Here is a 23,430-nt window from a genome sequence, read left to right as displayed (position 1 = left end):
ACTGATTTATTCTTTGCCCGGTGAAATTGACACAGCTGCATTAGTCTTATGGGCATGACTACTCGCCTTGGTATTGACGATGTCCGCCCGCTTATCTCCGCCGGTTCTGTAGCTTCTAAAGCCGTTGTGGGCGAGGTAATTCCCGTCACCGCACTGGTCTGGCGCGAAGGCCACGACGCGGTCTCAGCCACTTTGTCTGCCTGGGCGGCGCGGTCCACGGCTACGTCCTCTGTCACCATGCAGGTAGACCCCAAAGACCAAGATCGAGTGCACGGCGTCTTTACCCCAGGTACCCAAGGCACTTGGTACTTCCGCGTCGATGCCTGGTCCGATCCCATTGCTACGTGGAAGAACGCGGTTACTAAAAAGATGGCGGCTGGGCAATCCGCTGCCGAGTTGGCCAATGACCTCCAGCATGGTGCGGATCTATTTTCTCGGGCGGCCTTGCAAACCCCCTCGGATATTGTGGCGCCCCTCTTTGCTGCTGCACGGGACTTGGAGGATGAGTCTTTGGACGTCGATAAGCGCGTGCAGGTGGCGCTCTCGGACGAGGCCGCAGACATCCTGCACTCCCATCCCCTGCGTGATCTCCTAGTAGAAGGCGCCATTCACGAGGTCTACGTGGAGCGCCCGGCCGCGCTTTATAACTCGTGGTATGAGCTCTTCCCCCGTTCCACGGGTGACTGGGACAAAGAGGGAAATCCTGTGCACGGCACCTTCGACACTACTGCCCAAGCACTAGAGCGCGTGGCCGATATGGGCTTCGATACGGTGTATTTTCCACCCATTCATCCCATTGGCAAGGTGCATCGGAAGGGAAAAAATAACTCGGTCGTTGCTGAGCCCGGTGATGTGGGAAGTCCGTGGGCCATCCAGGACCACTCCACCACCCACCCCGAATTGGGCACAATAGAAGACTTCAAGAAGCTGGTCTCTCGCGCCCAGGAACTTGGCCTGGAAGTAGCGCTTGATTTCGCGCTGCAGGCATCGCCCGATCACCCGTGGGCCACCAGCCACCCAGAATTTTTCACTGTCCTTCCAGATGGCACCATCGCCTACGCTGAGAACCCACCGAAGAAGTATCAGGATATCTATCCACTCAACTTCGATAACGCGCAGGATGCCATCTATCACGAAATCTATGAAACGCTCATGATTTGGGTCGAAGCCGGAGTGAGCACTTTCCGCGTAGATAACCCACACACCAAGCCCGCCAACTTCTGGGATTGGCTGATTACCCGCGTACACGCCACCCACCCAGACGTCATCTTCTTGGCAGAGGCCTTTACCCGCGCCCCTCGCCTTTTCGGGCTAGCAAAAGCAGGGTTTTCCCAGTCCTATACCTACTTCACTTGGCAGACCACGAAGCATGAGCTCACCCAATTTGGCCAGATGCACGTAGAGCAGGCGGATATTTGCCGGCCTAATCTTTTTGTCAATACCCCGGATATCCTGCATGAATCTTTACAAACCGGGGGGCGCGCCATGTTCGCCATACGCGCTGTCCTCGCTGCCACCATGTCTCCGCTATGGGGCGTGTACTCCGGTTTTGAGCTCTATGAGCACACCCCGGTAGCCCCAGGGTCCGAGGAATACCTCGACTCGGAGAAGTACGAACTGCGGCCACGCGACTTTGCTGCTGCGGTTGCGTCAGGAGACTCTTTAGAGTCCTATATCCGGCTGCTCAATCAGATTCGCCGCGATAACCCCGCATTGCAACAACTGCGTACCCTCCGCTTCCATGACACCGACAATGACGCCATCATTGCCTATTCCAAGGCCGATCCAGCCACCGGCAATGTGGTTCTCGTCGTGGTCAACCTGGATCCGCGCAATGCGCAAGAAGCGACCGTTACGGTAGATATGCGCGCTATCGGCCGCCATCCCGGCGAGTCCTATTCCGTCCAAGACACGATTACCGGCTCTGCCTATCACTGGTCCGAGCGCAATTTTGTGCGCTTAGAGCCGCTTCGCGACGTCGCCCATGTCTTCGTCCTTCCCCCTGCCGACCATGCCCTTCAGGAGCAGCTCACCTGGCGCGAGGTCACCGACTATCGCCCGTAAACATTTGTCCACCGGAACGCACCCAATCTAGGTACCCTGATTATATGAACATCCCGGCCGCTGACCTCGCTCGTCTCAATGACTGCCGCCACCATGACCCACACGGATTCTACGGCTGGCATGAAGGTACCGTCCGTACCCGCCAGCCTGGCGCCACCGCGGTACAACTTCATACCCCCACACAATCCTTGTCTATGAATTTGGTGGGCGACGATATCTGGGAAGCGGAAGTAGGCGAGAACTGCGACTACCGCCTCGAAATCTCCTACCCCGGCGCCCCTACCCGCACCGTGGCAGACGGATATCATTTCCTGCCCACCATCGGCTCTCTAGATCTGCACCTTATCGGCGAAGGTCGCCACGAGCGCCTTTGGGATGTCCTCGGCGCCAACCTACGCTCTTATGACACAGAGATGGGCCCCGTAAGCGGTGTGTCCTTTGCCGTATGGGCCCCCTATGCCCAAGGTGTTGCCGTCGTGGGCGATTTCTGCGGCTGGAATCCTACCCAGTACCCCATGCGTTCGCTCGGTTCTACCGGCGTATGGGAGGTCTTTGTCCCAGGCATCGGTGCTGGCGAGCACTATAAGTTCGCCATCTTTAGCCAGGAAGGCCGCCAAGACAAGGCCGACCCATTGGCCAAGCGCACCACCTGTCCGCCGGAAACGGACTCGATCGTGGATTCCACCAGCTTCGGCTGGTCTGATTCCGCGTGGATGGACAAGCGCACCGGCAACCTCGATGTCCCGATGAGCATCTATGAGGTCCACGTTGGCTCGTGGAAGGTCGGGGCGAATTATAACCGACTTCGCGAGGAGCTCATCCCTTATCTCAAGGAGCATGGTTTTACCCACGTCGAGCTCTTGCCCGTGGCCGAGCACCCCTTCGGCGGCTCTTGGGGCTACCAAGTCTCTGGCTATTACTCGCCTTCAGCGCGGTGGGGCTCGCCGGATGAGTTCCGCGCATTAGTCAATGCACTGCACGAAAACGGCATCGGGGTCATCGTGGACTGGGTGCCAGCCCACTTCCCCAAAGATGACTGGGCCTTAGGCCGCTTCGATGGTCAAGCGCTTTATGAGCACCCCGATCCCCGCCGCGGCGAGCAAGCCGACTGGGGTACCTATGTTTTTGACTTTGGCCGCAATGAGGTGCGCAATTTCCTCGTAGCCAACGCCCTGTATTGGGCTGAAGAATTCCACATTGACGGCCTGCGCGTAGACGCCGTCGCTTCCATGCTTTACCTGGACTACTCCCGCGATGAATGGCTACCCAATCAGTTTGGCGGGCGCGAGAATTTAGAAGCCGTCCAATTCCTGCAGGAAACCAACGCCACCCTCAACCGCACCCATCCTGGCGTACTCACCATCGCCGAGGAATCCACCTCCTGGCCGGGCGTTACCGCTCCTACTTCCGAGAACGGGCTGGGCTTTTCCCTGAAGTGGAATATGGGATGGATGAATGACACCCTGGAGTACTTCAAGCACGAGCCCATCCACCGCTCCTATCACCATGGCGAGCTCACCTTCTCCATGGTGTATGCCTATTCTGAGCGCTACGTGTTGCCGTTTAGCCACGACGAAGTAGTCCACGGCAAGGGTTCACTGTGGCAGCGCATGCCTGGCGACGACTGGAATAAGGCCGCCGGATTGCGCGCTTTGTATGGCTACATGTTCTCCCACCCTGGCAAGAATCTGCTCTTCATGGGCCAGGAATTTGGACAAACCACCGAGTGGTCCGAGGAGCATTCCGTGGATTGGGGCAACCTCGATGGTTGGGGCAATGAGTGGCACCGGGGCATTAAGCGCCTCGTGCGCGATATCAACCTCATTTACCGCGACACCCCAGCTTTGTGGAGCCAGGATTTTAGCCAAGACGGCTTCCAATGGGTCAAGGCCGATGACTCGAGCAATAACGTGCTGGGTTACGTCCGCTATGGCGCGGACGGGTCTGCCTTGCTCGCTGTGTGCAACCTGTCGGGTTCTTCCATTCCCAACTACGGCCTCTGGGTTCCACGTGATGGTGCTTGGAAAATGGTACTTAACACCGATGATGCCGTTTATGAGGGCGCTGGGAACCCGCTTCCTCAGCATATTCACGTGGCGGATAATTCCGCCACGCTTCACCTACCGGCCAACTCGGTGCAGTGGTACGTACTGGAGCAATAAAACGCCTATCGCTGCGTGCGTAGGAACTCCACCACGCGCGCTTCGATATCATCGCGAAGCGCATCCATGCGCTCTTCACCTTCCAGACCACGCAACGAGGGATCCTCGATGGCCCACCTCTGCGCTGGCCCGTCATATTCCGCATCACCTACCACGATGACGTGGTCGACAGCGGCAGCAAGGTGGGGATCCACTAGAGCAGGAGTACCAGTCATTTCTGCCCCCACCTTCGCGAGGGAAGCTTTGGCCTCTTGATTGATGCCCTGCTGGATATGTTCCGGGGTAGTTTGCACCCCAGCCGAGTAAATATCCCACTCAGGCGCATGCTTGGCGGCAAGCGCCGCAGCCATCTGCGACTTGCCGCGATTTGTATTGCACAGGAAAAGCACTGAAGTCATGCTTTCCCATCCTACCCAAGCTAGTACAGGGCACTCGCCAGCTTGGTGCGAGCTTCCATCACGCGCGGGTCATTGCCCTCAAAGAGCCCGAAGAGCTCCAGCAAGCGCTCGCGCACGCGAGCTTTCTCATCACCGGCCGTTGCCTTCATCGTCTCGATGAGGCGATCAAAGGCCTTTTCTGGGGCGCCGGCAACCACTTCGGCGTCGGCAGCACGCATCTGCTTATCGACGTCCCCCTTGTCCCCTTCCGCAGCCGCAATCGGATCCTCGGTCTGGTTGGCAGGATCAAGGCGCTTGAGCAGTACGGTTGTATCGCGGGCCTGCTTAATCTGCACGTTTTCGGGCTCAGCCTCCAAGATGGAGTTATAGACCTTAAGAGCACCATCAAAATCGCCAGCATTTAAGAAGCCCTCTGCTTCTTGGAGGCGCGGATCCTCTTCTTCCTCTTGGATCTGGGGCTCTCCCGCATCGCTCTGTAGGCCCTTCAACTGTGGGCCAACATTCTGCACCAAGGCATCTACCCATTGTTTTAGCGCATCTAGTGGTTGTGCACCCTCGAGATTCGTCAGCGGCCGCCCAGCGCCCAGGGCCACCACAGTGGGGAGGTTCTTCACGCCAAAGGCCTGCGCAACCTGTGGGGTAGTATCTGCATCCACGTAGGCAACTAGGAAGCTGCGGTTTCCTTGCGCGGCCAACCCCTGTAGGTCGGTCTTTAGCTGCTCCGACTGCGTGGAACGGGCGGTGCCAATGAGAACAATCACCGGAACTTCCGTAGAACGGCGCACCACGTCCTGGTCGAAGTTAGCTTCCGTCACAGTGAAGAAGGGTTGGATCCCGCCAGCAGTGGTCTGCGGAGATTCCTGTGCCTTCTGCCGTGCCTCGGCCCGCGCCTTTACTTGGCTGAGGTCGAGCGCGCCTCCTACATAAGCATTATTTGCTGAAGTCATCTAGTCCTCCTTTGCAAGGCGGCGGTTAACCGCATCTACCTTGTCAGTCAGTTGATTGGTTACGCCCTCGCGAATATCAGCCTTGACCACCAAAGATGTGCGCGGGGATACCGCACGCACCGCGTCAGTGGCCTTCTTAATAGTTCCAAAGACCTCGTCCCACTCGCCTTCAAGCAGGGTGAACATGGCATTGGTCTCGTTAGGAAGGCCGGATTCGCGGACTACGCGCACGGCCTCAGCGACGGCGTCAGCCATTTCTTGGGAATCATTATTAACTACTGCAGGGGCTACAGAGAATGCAACAATCATGCCCGCTAGTCTACCTACGCTCCCAGCAGTGGCGGTGCCAGTGCCGACGATCATCGCCCTGGCGGCCCACGTCGCGCGGCCACGCCACGATATGAGCCACCCCGGGAGGAATATTTTGATTACACCCTGGGCACACATAGTACTTTTGGGCACGCGCAGAACCGATATGCCGCATAACATAGGGTTCACCGTGCGTCCAGCTAGGCCCCTCGACCGTCTGCGAGCCGAGAAAAGTCGAACCATCTTTAGGCAAGGATCGAAGCTCGAGCGGTTTGCGTCTATTCCGCCGTGGCATTAGAACAATCGCAATTCGTTCGACTCAAGTCCGCGGAGTTCCTGATAGTCCAGTACGACGCACCGAATGCCTCGGTCCTCTGCTAGCGTGCGGGCCTGCGGTTTGATTTCCTGGGCCGCGAATACACCAGATACTGGGGCCAGAAGCTCATCACGGTTAAGCAACTCCAGATACCTCGTCAGCTGCTCCACGCCATCAATCCCACCACGGCGCTTCACCTCGATGGCAACATTTTTGTTGTTTTCATCTTTCGCCATAATGTCTACCGGGCCTATCGCCGTTGGGTATTCGCGGCGTACCAGCGTATAGCTATCGCCCAAGGTATCGATCTGGTCTGCCAAAAGCTCTTGCAAGTGAGCCTCCACGCCGTCTTTGACTAGGCCTGGGTCTTCACCCATGTCATAGGAGATTTCCTCATGGATCTCAGCAATTGTAATGCGCAACTGCTCGCCTTTAGGATTTTCCACCAGCCACAAAACCTCGCCGGTATCGTCACCGTCTAGGTCCTCAATGGCGGATTCTTTTAACGTGCACGGAGGGGTCATCCAATTAAGCGGCTTATACGCGCGGTCATCAGCATGCACGGATACAGAGCCGTCAGCCTTGACGATGAGTAGACGGTCTGCCATGGGAAGGTGGGCATCCAAACGGCCCACGTAATCTACGGAGCATCGGGCGATTACTAAACGCATGCCCTCTACCCTAGCGGGTAACCTTATCGCTTGGATTGACGGGTAGCGCGCTGGCGAAGTTGCCGGAAGTCGAAGCGCTGCTGACGTTTGGATGGTGCGGCCTCTACCCACGCCCCGAAGGCCATAATGCCGTGGGCATCAGATGCCAACTCATATTCCCGGCCCTTGACCCGAAAGCGAACAACCTCGGTGGCGGCAGACATAAAAGAAGCCTCGGCATCATCGAGCGAGCGGGTGCTTACTACTTCGATGTCGAGGCGGTTGATACGCAGATCGCAGCGCGGAGAAACGGAGCGGAGCTTGAAATACTCCACAAATTCGCCTTCATAACGCAGCGAACCATGGCGCCAAGAAAGGGAATTTCTAGCGGGTACTCGGCGTAGCAAGACGGCAGTGCCGCGTGCACGCACGGTAAAAAAGCGAAGCGCAGCCAGAAAAATAACCAGCAATAGGGCCACGCCAAGGGCCCACAGAAGCACTGTAACCACCGTTGAATTCATGGGCCTTCACGCCATCCTCGCTTTGTGGAGAAACTGATTCTTGAATTGTAGCGCTTGGCAGGACCTATACGCCAATAAGAAAAGGCAAAGAAAACGCAAAAAGGCGCCCCGGTTTAAACCGGGGCGCCTTTAGAGAGCAGGAAGGGCGGCTATTGCTGCCCTCTCCTATCAATCCAAGGTACTAAGCCTTGGCGCGGCGGACAGCACGCTGTGCGGCCTCGCCACGGGACTTGGCGAGCTCGTGCTCAGAAGCAAAGTCCTTCTGAGCCTTCTCCTCATCCACCTCATTGGACCAGATGGCCCAATCAGCGAGGACGGTGATCTTGTCCTGGGTAACGGAGAGGAAACCACCCTGCACGGCGGCGACGCGGCGCTCGCCGTCCACTGGGTGGATGGTCACCACGCCATTATCGATCAACTGACCGATCATTGGCTCGTGACCGGGAAGCACGCCGATCTCACCCTCGGTGGTCTCAGCCGTGACCATGGAGGCCTGTCCAGACCACAGCAGGCGCTCGACGGAAACCAATTCGGCGGTGATGTCAGCCATGTGCCTCTCCCTACTTCTCGTTCAACTTCTTGTATGCAGCCTCGACGTCGTCAAGGCCGCCCAAGCCGTTGAAAGCCTGCTCTGGGTAGTGGTCAAACTCGCCATCGCAGATGCGCTCGAAGGCGTCGATGGTCTCGGACAGCGGTACGTAGGAGCCCGGCAGGCCGGTGAACTTCTGCGCAACGAAGAAGTTCTGGCCCAAGAAGCGCTCGATACGACGGGCACGCTGAACGGTGACCTTGTCTTCCTCAGACAGCTCGTCCATACCAAGGATGGCGATGATGTCCTGGAGTTCCTTGTTCTTCTGCAGAATACCGATGACGCGCTGTGCAACCTCGTAGTGCTTCTCGCCGACGATACCTGGCTCGAGAATACGAGAGGTAGAAGTCAGCGGGTTCACTGCAGGGTAAATACCCTTGGAAGCAATAGCACGGTCCAGCTCGGTGGTGGCGTCCAAGTGAGCGAACGTCGTAGCCGGAGCCGGGTCGGTGTAGTCATCGGCAGGAACGTAAACGGCCTGCAGGGACGTAATGGAACGGCCCTTGGTCGAGGTAATGCGCTCCTGCAGAACACCCATCTCATCAGCCAAGGTGGGCTGGTAGCCCACGGCGGAAGGCATACGACCCAGCAGGGTCGAAACCTCAGAGCCAGCCTGAGTGAAGCGGAAGATGTTGTCAATGAACAGCAGCACGTCCTGGTTCTGCACATCGCGGAAGTACTCCGCCATGGTCAGGCCGGACAGAGCCACACGCATACGGACTCCTGGCGGCTCATCCATCTGGCCGAAGACAAGGGCGGTATCTTGCAGCACGCCCATTTCTTCCATTTCCAGGAAGAGGTCGGTGCCCTCACGGGTACGCTCGCCGACGCCGGCGAAGACAGAGGTACCGGAGAACTCGCGGGCGATACGGGTAATCATCTCCTGAATCAGAACGGTCTTACCCACACCTGCACCGCCGAACAAGCCGATCTTGCCGCCCTTGACGTACGGGGTCAGCAGGTCGATGACCTTAATGCCGGTCTCCAGAATCTCGGTCTTACCCTGGAGCTGGTCGAACGCTGGCGGCTCGCGGTGGATTCCCCACTGCTCGCCATCGCGGCCGAGACCCGGCTCATCGAGGCAATCACCGAGGGCGTTGAAGACGTGGCCCTTGACGACGTCGCCGACCGGCACGGAAATTGGCTTTCCGGAGTCGATGACCTCGGCACCGCGGACGAGGCCGTCGGTCGGTGCCATAGACACGGTACGGACAAGGTTGTCACCGAGGTGCTGAGCGACCTCGAGGGTGACGGTCTTTGCAACAGCTTCGAGCTTGATGTCGACGTGCAGTGCGTTGTACAGGGCCGGCAGTGCCTCACGTGGGAACTCCACGTCCACAACCGGACCGATGACGCGCACGACACGACCGGCGACTGCCGAAGACTGTGCATTCTGCTCTTGCAGAGCTGTAGTCATAATCTAGTCACTTTCTGCGCTGTCAGATAGCGCGCCAGCGCCACCGACGATCTCTGAAATTTCCTGGGTAATCTGTGCCTGACGGGCCTGGTTAGCCACGCGGGAGAGGTCTTCGACCATCTCGGTTGCGTTGTCAGTAGCAGACTTCATAGCTGTACGGCGTGCAGCGGACTCGGAGGCAGAAGCCTCCAAGAACATAGCAAACAGGATACGCGAGACGTACTGCGGAAGCAGAGCTTCCATCAGCGTATCTGCGTCCGGCTCGAATTCGAATCCGGCGGCAACATCCTCCGCAGATTCGGCGTCGGACAGAGCGGAGTCACCGAGGTGGTACTCCTCATCCTGAATAACCGGCTCAACTGGCAACAGCTGCTGTGCGCGCGCAGTCTGGGTCAACATGGACTCAAACTCGGTGTAGACAACGTGTACCTGGTCAAAGCCACGTACACCTACGCCCTCACCCTGCGCATGCAGGCCGTCGCGGCCCTTGGTAGTGCCGTTGGAACCAGCAATAAAGCCATCAATCAGGTGACGGCGCACATCGTGGGTGGCCTCCCAGGTTGGGTCCTGAGAGAAACCGCCCCAGCTGCCAACTACCTCGTCCTCGCGGAACTTGTAGTGGCCGATGCCCTTGTTGCCGGTAACGTACCGAACTACCTCGTAGCCCTTGCTTTCCAGGAGAGCTTGCAGCTGTGCGGCCTTCTTGAAGACGTTGTTGTTGTAGCCGCCACACATACCGCGGTCAGAAGTGACCACGAGAATGGCTGCGACGTTTCCGTCTTCGCGCTCACGCAGCATGTCATGCTCCAACGTAGAGGCGGAAGCCAGCTTATTCATGATGCTGGTCATCTCAGTCGCATAAGGCTGAGATGCTTCTACCCTGGCCTGCGCCTTGGTAATGCGCGAGGTAGCAATAAGCTCCTGGGCCTTGGTGATCTTCTTAGTCGAATTAACGGACCGGATGCGGTCACGTAGTTCGCGAAGATTAGCCATCGTTTCTCCTCCCTTCTTTAATCTAGACGGTTAGTTATGAGTTCTGAACTCTACTTAGCCGTCTTGCGGGAGACGTTGAGCTCGGTGTTCTTTACGTCGCTTTCATCCAAAGGCTCTACCGGTGCCTCAGAGCCCAAGTTATGGCCTTCGGAGGTGCGGAAGGTCGGCTGGAAATCCTTAGCTGCCGCAACCAATGCGTCCTTGGACTCATCGGTTAGCGGCTTGCCGCCGGAAATCTGCTCAAAGACCTCTGGGGTGTTGGCGTTGAGGTATTCGTGTACCTCGTCCTCGAAGCGGCGGACGTCTTCAACGGGAACGACGTCGAAGATGCCAGCCTCGGCGAGGTAGATGGATACCATCTGGTACTCCACCGGCTGCGGGGAGGACTCGGACTGCTTCAGCAGCTCAACCAGACGGGAACCGCGCTCCAGCTGAGCCTTGGAGGCAGCATCCAGATCAGATGCGAATGCCGCGAAGGCCTGCAGATCACGGTAGGAGGCCAGGTCCAGACGCAGGTTACCGGCAACCTTCTTCATGCCCTTGGTCTGTGCAGCGCCACCGACACGGGAGACGGAAACACCGACGTTAATAGCCGGACGAACACCCTGGTTGAACAGGTCGGACTCCAGGAAGACCTGGCCGTCAGTAATAGAAATGACGTTGGTCGGAATGAAGGCGCCGACGTCGTTTGCCTTGGTCTCGATGATCGGCAGTGCGGTCATGGAGCCAGCACCCATGTCGTCGGAAAGCTTGGCAGCACGCTCCAGCAGGCGGGAGTGCAGGTAGAACACATCGCCCGGGTACGCCTCGCGTCCCGGGGGACGGCGCAGCAGCAAGGAAATGGCACGGTAGGCCTCAGCCTGCTTGGTCAGATCATCGTAGATAACCAGGACGTGGTTGCCCTGGTACATCCAGTGCTGGCCCAGCGCTGCACCGGAGAACGGTGCCAACCACTTGAAACCGGCGGAATCGGAAGCCGGTGCGGCCACGATGGTGGTGTAATCGAGTGCGCCGTGCTCCTCAAGGGTGCGGCGCACACCAGCGATGGTCGAGCCCTTCTGGCCAATTGCGACGTAGATGCAGCGTACCTGCTTATCCTTGTCGCCGGACTCCCAGTTAGCCTTCTGGTTCAAAATGGTATCGATGCACACCGCGGTCTTACCGGTCTTACGGTCACCGATGACCAGCTGACGCTGGCCACGGCCGATCGGGGTCATTGCATCGATAGCCTTGATGCCGGTCTGCATTGGCTCTTCAACCGGCTGGCGCTGCAGCACGGACGGTGCCTGCAGCTCGAGGACGCGTTCCTCTTCAGCGTTGATTGGGCCCATGCCGTCAATCGGCTGACCCAAAGGGTTAATTACGCGGCCGAGGAATTCCTCGCCCACTGGGATGGAGAGAACCTCGCCGGTCCTCTTAACCTCGTCGCCCTCCTTGAGGGACTCGAAGTTGCCCAGGACCACGACACCGATGGAGTTAGTGTCAAGGTTCTGTGCGACGCCAATCACGCCGCCTGGGAACTCGAGCAGCTCATTCGCCATAACGGACGGCAGGCCAGAAACCTGCGCAATACCGTCAGCTGCCGAAATGACCACGCCGACCTCCTCACGGGAGGCCTCCGCGGAGTAGCTCGAGGTGTAGTTCGCAATCGCACTACGGATCTCGTCGGAGGAGATCGTCAGCTCCGCCATGTTCTTCCTGCTCTCGGTAGTATCTTCCAGCACTTACTTAAATCGTTTCTGTCGTTTCGGCTACGCCATCTGGGCACGCAGGCGAGCAATCTTGCCTGCCGTAGAACCGTCAATGACTTCATCGCCGACGCGGATGCGCATGCCACCGAGGAGGCTGGTGTCAACCTCAGAGTGAATGGACATCGCACGACCATAAATTTTGCCCAGCTTCTCAGCGAGTACTGCTTGCTGGCCTTCGTTTAGTTCACCCGCTGCGGTAACACGCGCAATGGTGCGGTCCTGCAGGTCTGCTGCAGAATCAGCCAAAGCGGCCACATCATCGATCGGGTTCTGCTCTGGGCGGGAGATGGCCTGAAGCACCAGTGCCTCAGTAAACATCGTGACCTTGCCATAGAGCACGTTTGCCAGCAATCCGCGCTTGCGGGCGGAATCAGCAGTTCGGTCGGAAAGCAGCTGGGTGAGCTCGCCCTCGCGGTCAAGGATCTGGGAAAGGCGGAAGAGTTCGTCTTCTACCTGGCCCAGCTGGCCCTGCGCCTCAGCGCCACGCAGCAGTGCGCGGCGGCCCAAGGAAACCAATCCCTTGACAAAGTCCTTCGGAGTGGACCACTGTACGGCCGCAGCTTCCTGAATGATGCGCAGCGCACCACCAGAAATCTTGGAGCCAAAAAGGTTCTCCGCTAGGGACTTACGTGCCCCGCTCGGGGCGGCGATATCGGTGAATGCAACGCGCAGTTCGCGGTCATCATCCAAGACATCGACAACCTCAAAGATGTCCAAGCCCGCCTGTGCGGCGGTGGCGACGTTATTCTCGCCAGCAAGGATTTCATCCAAGCGAGATTGCGAGGTTGCGAGTGCTTCGCGGCTAGCTGCCTTCATAGTTGCCTACTTTCCGGCCGGTGCCACAGAGTCGAGCTCGGACAAGAAGCCATCAATGGTGGAGGACTTCTTAGAGGCGTCGGAAAGCTCGCCGCCCAGAATCTTCTCCGCCAGGTTGATGGAGTTCTGGCCCATTTCGGAACGCAGCTCAGTAACAACCTGCGAACGGGAAGCCTCCAGCTGCTTCTCGCCATTGGCGACGATGCGGCGGGACTCTTCTTCCGCGTTGGTCTTGGCCTCGGCCTCGATCTGCTTGCCGCGCTCGCGCGCCTGCTCGCGGATCTCGGCTGCCTCTGCACGGGCATCAGCCAGCTGAGCATTGTACTTTTCCAGAGCAGCCTTGGCCTCGGCCTGCTGAGCCTTGGCACGCTTCAAGCCGCCCTCGATCCGGTCTTCACGCTCTGCCAACATCTTGCTGTACATAGGAATTACAAACTTCCAGAACAGCAACAGAATTACGATGAAGCACAGCAAAGACCAGAAAATGTCATAGTTCTTGGGCAGAAGAACAGAGAAACTACCCGAACCTGGGTTATCTCCGCCCTCTGCTGCAAGCAAGTAAACGACGTTATTCATTGGTCTCCCGTCTTAAAAGATTCGGTGTGAAAACTCGAGCTCTTAGAACAGGAAGCCGGCAACGAGACCGATAAGTGCCAAGGCCTCAGTAAAGGCGATACCCAGGAACATGGTGGTACGCAGCTGACCAGCCATTTCTGGCTGACGGGCCATAGCTTCAACGGTCTTGCCGGCAACGATACCGATACCGATGCCTGGACCGATAGCCGCCAGGCCATAACCAATGGTGCCCAGTCCTTCAAACTTCGAAGCGGCATCCGCTGCCAGAATGATTTCGTTCATGGTGAAAGTCGTTCCCTTTCGTAGAATTTCAGTCTGTCTCAAGACTGAATGTCGATGGTTTAAATTAGGTGGTTTACTCGGTCGCGCTCGTCGACCTCGTCCTTAGTGCGAATCAGCGTGCAAGGACAGCTCAATGTACACCGCCGTCAAAAGAGCGAAGATGTACGCCTGTAGGAAGATAACCAGAATCTCGAACAGGCTCATAGCCAAGCCCAGAATAATGGTTAATCCAGACAGTGCGGTCCAACCATTCAGCTGCCAGAAGAAGAAGTTCGTAGCAGAGAAGAGAAGAACCAGAATGATGTGTCCAGCAAGGAAGTTCGCCATGAGACGAATAGCAAGGGTAACCGGCCGCAAGATGAACGTAGAGAAAAACTCAATCGGTACCACCAAAAGATGCAATAGCGGTGGCAAGTTCGGAATCACTACCGAGGAGCGAATGAACTTACCAAGGCCATACCTCTTGGCACCCGCGTAAATCATCACAATGTACGAAACCGCGGCCAAGACAATTGGCATACCAATACGTCCGTTCGGCGAGACATTAAGCCCCGGAATAACGGTCGCAACGTTCATGAATAGAACCGCGAAGAAGATGCTAGCGATAATTGGCAGAAATCGCTTTCCCTCCTTCTTACCCAAAATGTCCTCAGCGATATGAATACGGACAAAGTCGACCGCATTCTCGCCCACATTCTGAATGCCAGAAGGAACCAACTTAGGGTTCTTAAAGGCGGCCCAGAAAAGGATCACCACAATTAGCGTCATCAAGATTCGAATCAGCATCAGGCGATCAAGCGCGAACCATCCGCCGGCGAAGTCACCGAAAAAAAGATGGTCGGCATCAATTTGCCCCGGGAAGAATTCTTCACCTAGATCGGGCGTGTGGAAGTGCCCTTTCATAGCCAATGTTGTAACGCTCAGCGTTCTCTCCCGTGTTCGGGCCACACAGCTTGTAAAAGCTTTTGTGGTGCGATGGACGTCTCAAACTTTCTGTCCTGTTCACGGACTCCGTCGCACATCAGCATGAACAAGACAGGGATTTACCAATACCGGAAGAGAGCACGTGCCTACTTCCACGGTAACCCGAAGTGAATCGTATCAGCTGGATCCTGAGTTTTTGCACGTGGGGGCCCCATAGAAGCTACTCTTCAATTCCAAAGTAAGTAATTAAGCTATAAACCTGCGATTTGCTGGCCAAACTCATAAGCGTGGAATTCATCACACCACATCTCACCCGCCCCTCGTCGGGGGTATAAATCTCTCATAACCGCAAGTAACAGATGAAATAGAGCTGCTCGGTATCCCCCATGATGCTGAGCTGCCCCAAGCTTTTGGCAGCATTCTTTGAACGCCGATTAAGCCACGTACGTCACTTTAGAAGTAACTATCCCCCAGACTTCGGTTCCGAGGGTTACAACAAGAGCTGCAACTACGCTAAGAAACAAGGCCCACGTGTCATAGAAATCCATTTCCCTAATTACTGCCAAAACCCCCAAGAGCAAAACTAGCTTAAGCAGCCACCCACCGAGCACCACTGCAATTGTTGTCGAGGGGGTTGACTTGGCTGTAAATAGGACTGAAAGAGCCGTGCACAATACGAATCCTCCGCCTAGAGCTGCACCAATTAAGACGCCCCAAATTCCGGGAAGGCCTTTCAATCCCCCCCAAATGGCAAGTGATACCAACATAATGACAAGCAACGCTTTGACACCTAGCTGCACGGCGCGTTTGAGGGGCAGACGCGGATCATCAAAATCAGAGTTTACTTTAGGATCATTCACGGAGACCGAGCCTACCTCACGAGGGCTCGGTTTCCGCCACCACGACGGTCTCTCGAGCAGCAGGGCCAATCTTTCCTTGCCGCAAGGGCACGAGAGTAGCTGCAAACGCGAGAAGCAGGGCCACAATAGTCACGCCAATGGCCTCCGGCGCGGGAACGATGGAAAAGGACACCGCACCAAATGCCACTGCGGAAACCCACAAGTAGAGCACTAGCACGGTACGCCTATGAGTATGCCCAAGCTTGAGGAGGCGGTGATGAATGTGCGCCTTGTCCGCAGAAAACGGTGAACGGCCGTGCGATAGGCGGCGAATAACAGCCCAGACAAGGTCGAGGACTGGAATAAATACCGCTGCGGCGACCACGATAATGGGTGACATCAACGCGACAATATCCACCGTGCCATACAGAGACATGTTGATCTTGCCGGACGCAGAAGTTGAGGCCGCAGCGAGCAAAAGGCCGATAAGCATGGAGCCGGAGTCGCCCATAAAAATGCGGGATGGTTCGAAGTTATGGGGTAAGAAGCCGGCGCACATTCCCACCAGTGCGGCACTAATAATGGCTGGCGGATAGGCCGATACAGCGCCGCCCTGGTCATGGAGGACGGTCAAGGAAAAAACTAAAATTGCCCCTCCTGCAATCATTCCAAGGCCTGCTGCCAGGCCATCAAGCCCGTCTACAAAGTTGATGGCATTGATAAGCAAGACGGTAAAGAATGCGGTGAGCAGGGTGCTTTGCAATTGGTCCAGCACAACGGTGGTGCCGCCGCCAAACGGAATGAAAAGTAGTGTCCAGGTAAGGCCCAACCCACTCATGAGCGTGGCAGCGAAAAGCTGGCCAAAAAGCTTCACGACGGCGCTGAGTTCTACTAGGTCATCGACCACGCCAACGAGCACCAGCGCCAAGGCCGCCCATAGCACCGCATTCATTTCCGGAGTGACGGGCATAAAGCCGCGAGTCAAGGCTGGAAGCTGGGCTGCGAGGAATATTGCCGCCGCGAAGCCAGTAAACATGGCCACACCACCCATGCGGGGAGTGGGCTGAGTGTGGGCGTCGCGCAGGCGAATTTCCGCCACCCGGCCGGTGCGCACTAAAAAGGAGCGCACCACACCGGTGGTCAGATACGTAAATGCTGCTGCGACGAGGATGACAAGGGCCAACTCGCGCAGCGGGACACCACTGCCGCTCACGCGAATACCTCCTTAAGCCTGGGGGCGGGTGCGCAGGGTTTGGGCATCGAGGCCGATGACCTTGCCGATTTCCTCGGCCGAGAGCGCGCCTTCACGGAGTAGATACGGGCGCTCACCGGAGAGATCGATGATGGTGGAAGGCTTACCGACGGCCGTCTCTCCCCCATCCAAGTAAACCGTTACGGCTTTACCCAGCTGTTGTTTAGCCATAAGCGCGGTGGTTGGTGGCTGGTGGCCAGAAATATTGGCGGAAGACACAGCCATCGGACCAACCTCGCGCAAAAGCTCAATTGCAATGGGGTGCAGCGGCATGCGCAGCATTACCGTGCCGCGGGTATCACCGAGGTTCCACGGCAAGGATGGCGCCTGAGGAACAACGATAGACAGGCCACCCGGCCAAAAGGCCTCGACCAAATCACGCGCAGTATCGGTATAGGAAGCCACGAGACCGCGAACGGTATCCCAGGAACCAACCAAAACCGGTACCGGCATATCCGGACCGCGCTGCTTGGTAGCCAAGAGATTGGCTACGGCATCATTATCAAAGGCATCGCAGCCAAGGCCATACAGCGTATCGGTGGGCATGACCACGAGGCGACCGGATTGTGCAGCCTTGACCGCAATGTTCAGGCCCTCTTCGCGCTCGGCCTCATCGGCACAGTTAAAAATCTTTCCTTGCATAGTCTTTCCCCTTCTTGCCCTAAGTGGTGTCTTAGTCTACCGCGCGCACCGCAGTGACAAAGCGGGGCGTTCCCGTCATGTCCTGCAGCGCCGAAATTCTTTCAAAGCCGCCGTGGCGGGCCATTGCGGCTTGTACGGCTTCGCTCGTGGAGTCATCGTGCTCGATGGCCACCTTGCCGTCCGGGCGCAAAAGGCGGGCGAACGTCGGGATGAGGCCGGTGATGACGCCCATCCCATCCTCACCGGCAAAGACCGCGTCGTGTGGATCATGGTAGACCTCCGGATCGAGGTTCGGCGTCTCCGGTACATACGGCGGGTTGGTCACGATAAGGTCCACGGTCCCGTTCCACTCCGCCAAGGTAGTGGCATCCGTAGCATCGGCCTGAATGACCTCTACCCCGCTGCCGCGGGTATTGGCAGTGGTGTAGGCCAAGGCGGCGTCGGCAAGCTCAACTGCCCGCACCTGCGCCTCAGGTAAGTAGTGGTGCAGATATAGTGCCAACGCCCCTGTGCCAGTGCACAAGTCCACCAGCCGCGGGCCGTCCGCATTGCGCACCGCCCAGTCCGCCAACACCTCGGTTTCCGGCCGCGGGATAAATACGCCAGGGCCCACCTTGAGCTCCAGCGGACCGAACCAGGCGCTGCCTAGCACGTACTGTAGGGGCTCGCGGGACTCGCGGCGACGTAGCAGCGCATCATAGGCCATATCGAAACCGGGCATAGGAGCTTGGTCCAGCGGGATATCCATGTGGCCGCAATGAATAAGGTGCGTGGCAATGATGCGCGCATCCCACTCGGGGCTTGGTACCCCGGCAGCACGAAGGCGCTGCACCCCACGGCGCAGCGCCTGTCCATACGTGTTATCCACGCCCGTTTAGCCCTCAGCCTCGAGGCGCTCGGCACGCTCCTGGTCCTGCAGGGCCTTAATAAGGTCATGCATATCGCCGTTCAAAACAGAGTCCAGGTTATTAGCCTTGTAGCCAATGCGGTGATCCGTGATGCGGTTCTCCGGCCAGTTATAGGTGCGGATGCGCTCCGAACGGTCCATGGTGCGCACCTGGGAGGCGCGCTGCTCGCCGGCCTCAGCCTCGCGAGCTTCACGCTCCATCTGGTCCAAGCGGGCCTGCAAGACCTGCAGTGCACGCGCCTTGTTCTGAATCTGGGAACGTTCCTTCTGACAGGTAACGATAAGCCCAGTTGGCAGGTGGGTAATGCGCACCGCGGAGTCGGTGGTATTCACGCCCTGGCCGCCCTTACCCGAAGAACGGTAAACGTCAACGCGAATATCCTTGTCATCAATATTGACGGACTCCACCTCTTCTGGCTCTGGGTAGACCAGCACGCCGGCGGCAGAAGTCTGAATACGGCCCTGGGACTCGGTGACCGGGACACGTTGCACGCGGTGCACACCGCCCTCGAACTTGAAGACGGACCAGGCACCATCGCGCGAAGGAGACTTGGAGCGGAAGGAAATGGTCATATCCTTCACACCTCCCAGATCCGACTCGTTGAGGCCCAGGACCTCCCAGTTAAAGCCGGTCTTATCCGCGTAGCGCTCGTACATCCGGGCCAAGTCACCGGCGAAGAGGGCCGCCTCCTCGCCTCCCGCGCCGGCCTTGATTTCCATAATGATGTCCTCGGAGTCCTGCTCATCGCGCGGCGCGAGCAGATCAGCGAGCTTTTCTTCCAAGCTCTCCACGGACTTTTCGAGGCGGTCCGCTTCTTCTTGGAAGTCATGGTCCTCGTAGGCCATCTCCTTGGCGTCCGCGAGATCCTCGCGGGCCTGGGTTAATTCATCATTAACCATGATGATGGGGCGCAGTTCCGCATAGCGCTTGGAGAGCTTGCGGAATTGCTTCTGGTCGCCGGCCACCTCCGGATCGCCCATCTGCATCTCAATGCCCTGGTATTCGGACACAATGTCATCAACGAGGGAAACCTGATTAGACATAATCTTCTTCATCCTTATCCGCAGCCATCGGGGCCGAGGAGGCCACCTGCATCAAGAACTCGCCATTGGAGCGGGTCTTCTTTAGCTGCTTAATGAGCAGGTCAATGGCCTGGTGGGAATCCAGGGCAGAAAGGATGCGACGCAGCTTGGTCATGATGCGCGCCTCCTCTGGTACGAGCAGCAATTCATCCTTACGGGTGCCGGACGGGTTAACGTCCACGGCCGGGAATACACGGCGCTCGGAAATGCCACGGTCCAATTTCAGCTCGGCATTGCCGGTGCCCTTGAATTCCTCGAAGATGACGGTATCGCCGGTAGAACCGGTCTCCACCATGGCGGTGGCGATGATTGTCAGCGAGCCGCCCTCTTCGATATTGCGGGCGGCGCCGAGGAAGCGCTTTGGCGGGTAGAGCGCGTTGGAGTCCACACCGCCAGAGAGGATGCGGCCGGATGCCGGGGAGGAATTATTGTAGGCGCGGCCCAGGCGGGTAATGGAGTCGAGCAAAACAACGACGTCCTTGCCCTGCTCCACAAGGCGCTTGGCACGCTCGATAGCCAGCTCGGCTACGGAGGTGTGCTCTGATGGCGGGCGATCAAAGGTGGAAGCAATAACCTCACCGTTGACGGAACGCTGCATATCCGTAACTTCCTCAGGGCGCTCATCTACGAGGACAACCATGAGGTAGCACTCCGGGTTATTGGTAGAAATCGCATTGGCGATATTCTGCAAAATCGTCGTCTTACCGGCCTTTGGCGGGGAGACGATAAGCGCGCGCTGGCCCTTACCAATGGGCATGATGAGGTCAATCACGCGGGTGGTGAGGATCTTCGGGTCCGTTTCCAAACGCAGGCGCTTATTCGGATACAGCGGGGTCAGCTTATTAAAGTGTGGACGCTGCTTTGCGTTTTCCGGATCGATGCCATTGACGGTATCGACCTGAACCAGCTGGTTGTACTTGCGGCGGTTACGACCGTTGCCATGCGTATGCGTCGGGCCGGAGACCTTAACCTGGCCGGTAATGGCGTCGCCGGAGCGCAGGCCCAGGCGGCGGACAATGCCGTTGTTGACAAAGACGTCGGAAGCCGCGGCGCGGTAACCGGTGGTGCGCAGGAAGGCGACGTTATTGTCTACCACGTCCAAAATGCCACCGACGGCCTGCAGCTCATCGCCCTCGCGGACCTGCAAATCGTTGCCGCCGTTATTGTCATTATTGTTTCCGCGGCCACGGCGGTTGCGGCGATTGCGGCGCCCACGACGGTTGCCGCGCTCGTGATTATTGTTGTCATCGTGGCGATTGCCGCGCTGCTTATTATCGCCGCGGTCATTCTTATCGCCCTGATTATCGGAGCCATCCTGGGAGTTATTCTCGCGGTTGTCTTTATTGCCGCCCTGCTCCTCGTTGTGGCTGCGTTCCTCGCGCTCTTGACGTTCCTGCCGCTCCTGGCGTTCTTGCCGGCGGGCGCGGTTGCGGCGAGCGCGGCGTGCCTGAGAACGCGACTCATAGCGCTGCTCGTCGCCAGAGTTCTGCTGGCGGTTATCCTGCTTCTCGCCGGATTCTTCCTGCTTTTCCGCCTTCTGCGGCGCATCGTCCTGCGCCTGCGCGCGTGGCTTTTCTGGTTTATCAGATTTCTCTGCCTTTTCCGCCTTTTCTACCCGAGCGGCCTTTTCCACCTTGGCCTTGGCCTTTGGCGGAACTTGACCAGTCTTGATGGCGGTGATGAGATCCCCCTTGCGCAGGGCAGAGACACCACGTAGGCCGCGCTCTGCGGCCATTTTGCGCAATTCCGGCAGCTTCAGGGATGCAAGATCCTGTGCTGCGGTGTTGTCCGTTTCGCTCACGGATATCCTTTCGTTGCTTGACCAGGTCCGATGATGCGGGAGCCGCCGTAGCCTAGGCTCACGGCGTTGCACTGGAAGCCAATTTGTATTTTTCTAGGACTTCTCGCCCTCGTGCCAAGGCGCATGCGCGTCCTGCCGGGCAATAAGTATGAGGCCTCTTCCATGTTCTCAAGGAGAATTCGCACAGCGGGTGCACGAACCGGAAGAAATCAAGAAACGACTGCGGGCAAAACTTCTCTGGGCCCGAATCCATAGGAAAGGGGAGCTAAAAATTCCGGTTTCCTACCAGTCGCGAACAAGTATAACGCATAGACCGCAACGCCCGCACCATGACACCGCTACAGTAGAGGCATGCTTTCCACGATGATGGATATCCCCCTCTCCCTGACCCGCATTTTGGAATACGGCGCCTCGGTGCACGGCAGCACCACGGTGACAACCTGGCACGGTGAGGGCACCGGCTCTGAATTTGATCCGGCCGAAGAAGTTACCTTCCGCGATATCGCCGCTCGCGCAGCCGCCTTCGCCCACGCTATTCATGATGATTTGGGCATTACCGGCGATGAGCGCGTGGGCAGTTTTATGTGGAATTGCGCCGAACACCTCGAGGTCATGTTTGGCACTGCTTGCAAGGGCGCGATTTTTGCGCCGCTCAATAAGCAGCTGATGAATGACCAGATTCGCCATATTATTAATCACGCGGAAATATCTGCCATCGTGTGCGATCCCCGGCTGGCGCAGCAATTAGGCAAGGTGCTTGTGGGTACCGACTCCGTGAAAAGCGTCATCATTACCGGCGCGCAGCCTGCGCAGCAGTTTGCCCATCTCTTCCCTCGCGGGATCGAAGTGTATTCCTATGAAGCTTTAATTGATGGCCGCTCCACCGTCTATGACTGGCCGGAGCTCGATGAGCGCACGGCCGCAGCACTGTGCTACTCCACAGGCACCACGGGTGCCCCCAAGGGTGTGCTGTATTCGCACCGTTCGCTGTATCTGGAGGCCATGCAGCTGCGCTCCTCGGACTCGCTGTGCATCACCCACGGCGAGACCTTCCTGTGCTGCATTCCCATCTGCCACGTGCTGAGCTGGGGCGTTCCCTTTACCTGCTTCATGACGGGCACCCCGCTCGTGCTTCCCGACGCCGACGTATCCGCCCCCACCCTTGCCAAGGCCATTGCCGCTACTTCTCCGCGCGTGGCCCACGGCGTTCCCACCATCTGGATCCAACTCTTTGTGCACTACATGCACCACCCGCCGGAGCGCATGACCCTCACGGAGATCTATGCCGGCGGCTCCCCTGTTCCCCCAACTCTTATCAAGATGTGGGAGGAACGCTACGGTGTCGACGTTGTTCACGTGTGGGGCATGGTAGAAACCTCCACCGTCGGCAGCGTCGCCCGCCCTCCTCAGGGCGCTTCGGGCGATACCCGGTGGGCCTACCGCATTTCTCAAGGTCGCATCCCCGCCTCGCTGGAATACCGCGTGGTCAATGACGGCCAAGTTGTGGCCCGAACCGACCGCAACGCGGGCGAGCTGCAGGTACGCGGCAACCTGGTCACCGGTTCTTACTACCACTCGCCTACCGCTGAGCCGGGCGAAATCGCCTCCGAATTTCGCGGCAAGCAGGTCGAGGCTGCAGAGGGCAAGTTCACCGCGGATGGCTGGCTGCGCACTGGCGATGTCGGCTCGGTCACCAAGGACGGCTTCCTTACCGTAGAGGACCGCGCCCGAGACGTCATCCGCTCCGGCGGCGAGTGGATCTATTCCGTCCAGCTCGAAAACCTCATCATGTCTGACCCACTCGTCGTCGAAGCCGCCGTTATCGGCTATCCCGATAAGCAATGGGTCGAGCGCCCACTGGCCGTTACCGTCTTGGCAGAAGGTGCTTCTCCCACCATCGAAACCGCAGAGCGCCTGCGCGCCAGCATGCGCAAGGAGCTGCCGAGTTGGATGCTGCCGGAGTACTGGACCTTTGTAAAGTCCATCGATAAAACTTCCGTGGGCAAATTCGATAAGAAGGATTTGCGCACCCACCTGGCAGAAGGCGAGTACAACATCATCCGGCTCAAGGGTCCAGGCGAATCGCAGCGCCTCGCTGCCACCGAAGCCACCGATTTAAGCCGGGAAAACTAGGAATAATATCCTTCTCTAAGCCGTTGCAGCTTGGTGTACCTCATCCCCTCTCTTAGAC

General features: G+C 57.9%; 23 protein-coding genes. 3 read left to right on the top strand and 20 right to left on the bottom strand.

Going from position 1 to position 23,430, the window contains the following annotated elements; all coding sequences use genetic code 11:
* Positions 1 to 54: 54 nt before the first annotated feature.
* Positions 55 to 2,064 carry a maltotransferase domain-containing protein gene (locus tag ACP8J1_RS04995; protein ID WP_034656479.1) on the top strand — a complete coding sequence of 670 codons (2,010 nt, stop codon included), beginning with the start codon at positions 55 to 57 and terminating at the stop codon, positions 2,062 to 2,064.
* A 44-nt stretch (positions 2,065 to 2,108) separates the two neighbouring features.
* Positions 2,109 to 4,226: a 1,4-alpha-glucan branching protein GlgB gene (gene glgB / locus ACP8J1_RS04990; protein WP_486697245.1), complete on the top strand. Its 2,118-nt coding sequence runs from the start codon at positions 2,109 to 2,111 to the stop codon at positions 4,224 to 4,226.
* Between the two features lie 5 nt (positions 4,227 to 4,231).
* Here glgB and ACP8J1_RS04985 read toward each other — a convergent pair whose 3' ends face one another.
* The 20 genes from ACP8J1_RS04985 to rho form a co-directional block, all read right to left on the bottom strand.
* A complete protein-coding gene (locus ACP8J1_RS04985; RefSeq protein ID WP_023021742.1) occupies positions 4,232 to 4,624 on the bottom strand; it encodes an arsenate reductase/protein-tyrosine-phosphatase family protein in 393 nt (130 codons plus the stop codon).
* Positions 4,625 to 4,644: 20 nt separating this feature from the next.
* A complete protein-coding gene (locus ACP8J1_RS04980) occupies positions 4,645 to 5,571 on the bottom strand; it encodes a tetratricopeptide repeat protein (protein WP_023021743.1) in 927 nt (308 codons plus the stop codon).
* Positions 5,572 to 5,880, bottom strand: coding sequence for a thiamine-binding protein (locus ACP8J1_RS04975; protein WP_034656448.1), 309 nt, complete (start codon positions 5,878 to 5,880; stop codon positions 5,572 to 5,574).
* Positions 5,881 to 5,890: 10 nt separating this feature from the next.
* Positions 5,891 to 6,175: a hypothetical protein gene (locus ACP8J1_RS04970; RefSeq protein WP_080971253.1), complete on the bottom strand. Its 285-nt coding sequence runs from the start codon at positions 6,173 to 6,175 to the stop codon at positions 5,891 to 5,893.
* On the bottom strand, positions 6,175 to 6,867 hold the full coding sequence (gene nucS, locus ACP8J1_RS04965) for an endonuclease NucS (protein WP_023021745.1): 693 nt from the start codon (positions 6,865 to 6,867) through the stop codon (positions 6,175 to 6,177). Before nucS ends, ACP8J1_RS04970 begins: the two co-directional genes overlap by 1 nt.
* A 23-nt stretch (positions 6,868 to 6,890) precedes the next feature.
* Entirely contained in the window at positions 6,891 to 7,367 is a 477-nt protein-coding gene (locus ACP8J1_RS04960; protein ID WP_023021746.1) for a DUF2550 domain-containing protein, read from the bottom strand.
* Positions 7,368 to 7,548: 181 nt separating this feature from the next.
* Positions 7,549 to 7,917, bottom strand: a complete 369-nt coding sequence (locus ACP8J1_RS04955) for a F0F1 ATP synthase subunit epsilon (protein WP_023021747.1) — start codon at positions 7,915 to 7,917, stop codon at positions 7,549 to 7,551.
* Positions 7,918 to 7,927: 10 nt separating this feature from the next.
* Complete coding sequence (atpD, locus tag ACP8J1_RS04950; protein WP_023021748.1) at positions 7,928 to 9,373, bottom strand: F0F1 ATP synthase subunit beta; 1,446 nt, start codon at positions 9,371 to 9,373, stop codon at positions 7,928 to 7,930.
* 3 nt (positions 9,374 to 9,376) lie between these two features.
* Positions 9,377 to 10,366, bottom strand: coding sequence for a F0F1 ATP synthase subunit gamma (locus ACP8J1_RS04945; protein WP_023021749.1), 990 nt, complete (start codon positions 10,364 to 10,366; stop codon positions 9,377 to 9,379).
* A gap of 50 nt (positions 10,367 to 10,416) precedes the next feature.
* Positions 10,417 to 12,057, bottom strand: a complete 1,641-nt coding sequence (gene atpA / locus ACP8J1_RS04940; protein WP_023021750.1) for a F0F1 ATP synthase subunit alpha — start codon at positions 12,055 to 12,057, stop codon at positions 10,417 to 10,419.
* A 60-nt stretch (positions 12,058 to 12,117) separates the two neighbouring features.
* Complete coding sequence (locus tag ACP8J1_RS04935; protein ID WP_023021751.1) at positions 12,118 to 12,933, bottom strand: F0F1 ATP synthase subunit delta; 816 nt, start codon at positions 12,931 to 12,933, stop codon at positions 12,118 to 12,120.
* A 6-nt stretch (positions 12,934 to 12,939) separates the two neighbouring features.
* Positions 12,940 to 13,509, bottom strand: a complete 570-nt coding sequence (locus tag ACP8J1_RS04930) for a F0F1 ATP synthase subunit B (protein WP_023021752.1) — start codon at positions 13,507 to 13,509, stop codon at positions 12,940 to 12,942.
* 42 nt (positions 13,510 to 13,551) lie between these two features.
* Positions 13,552 to 13,791, bottom strand: a complete 240-nt coding sequence (locus tag ACP8J1_RS04925) for an ATP synthase F0 subunit C (RefSeq protein ID WP_023021753.1) — start codon at positions 13,789 to 13,791, stop codon at positions 13,552 to 13,554.
* A gap of 102 nt (positions 13,792 to 13,893) precedes the next feature.
* A complete protein-coding gene (atpB, locus tag ACP8J1_RS04920; protein ID WP_023021754.1) occupies positions 13,894 to 14,694 on the bottom strand; it encodes a F0F1 ATP synthase subunit A in 801 nt (266 codons plus the stop codon).
* Between the two features lie 455 nt (positions 14,695 to 15,149).
* Positions 15,150 to 15,575, bottom strand: a complete 426-nt coding sequence (locus tag ACP8J1_RS04915; protein WP_023021755.1) for a Cg1360 family ATP-synthase-associated protein — start codon at positions 15,573 to 15,575, stop codon at positions 15,150 to 15,152.
* 16 nt (positions 15,576 to 15,591) lie between these two features.
* Positions 15,592 to 16,767 (bottom strand): glycosyltransferase family 4 protein, encoded by a 1,176-nt coding sequence (locus ACP8J1_RS04910; RefSeq protein WP_023021756.1) that lies wholly within the window; start codon positions 16,765 to 16,767, stop codon positions 15,592 to 15,594.
* 12 nt (positions 16,768 to 16,779) lie between these two features.
* Positions 16,780 to 17,448 (bottom strand): L-threonylcarbamoyladenylate synthase, encoded by a 669-nt coding sequence (locus ACP8J1_RS04905; RefSeq protein WP_023027842.1) that lies wholly within the window; start codon positions 17,446 to 17,448, stop codon positions 16,780 to 16,782.
* 31 nt (positions 17,449 to 17,479) lie between these two features.
* Positions 17,480 to 18,316, bottom strand: a complete 837-nt coding sequence (prmC, locus tag ACP8J1_RS04900) for a peptide chain release factor N(5)-glutamine methyltransferase (protein WP_023021758.1) — start codon at positions 18,314 to 18,316, stop codon at positions 17,480 to 17,482.
* Positions 18,317 to 18,322: 6 nt separating this feature from the next.
* Positions 18,323 to 19,399, bottom strand: a complete 1,077-nt coding sequence (prfA, locus tag ACP8J1_RS04895) for a peptide chain release factor 1 (protein ID WP_023021759.1) — start codon at positions 19,397 to 19,399, stop codon at positions 18,323 to 18,325.
* Complete coding sequence (gene rho / locus ACP8J1_RS04890) at positions 19,392 to 21,239, bottom strand: transcription termination factor Rho (protein WP_023021760.1); 1,848 nt, start codon at positions 21,237 to 21,239, stop codon at positions 19,392 to 19,394. Before rho ends, prfA begins: the two co-directional genes overlap by 8 nt.
* Before the next feature lie 351 nt (positions 21,240 to 21,590).
* Between rho and ACP8J1_RS04885 the strand changes: the two genes are divergently transcribed.
* Positions 21,591 to 23,372 (top strand): long-chain fatty-acid--CoA ligase, encoded by a 1,782-nt coding sequence (locus tag ACP8J1_RS04885; RefSeq protein WP_023021761.1) that lies wholly within the window; start codon positions 21,591 to 21,593, stop codon positions 23,370 to 23,372.
* Positions 23,373 to 23,430: the final 58 nt, after the last annotated feature.

Source organism: Corynebacterium sp. LaCa_205, assembly GCF_057458085.1.
This window is presented reverse-complemented; position numbering and strand designations above follow the sequence as displayed.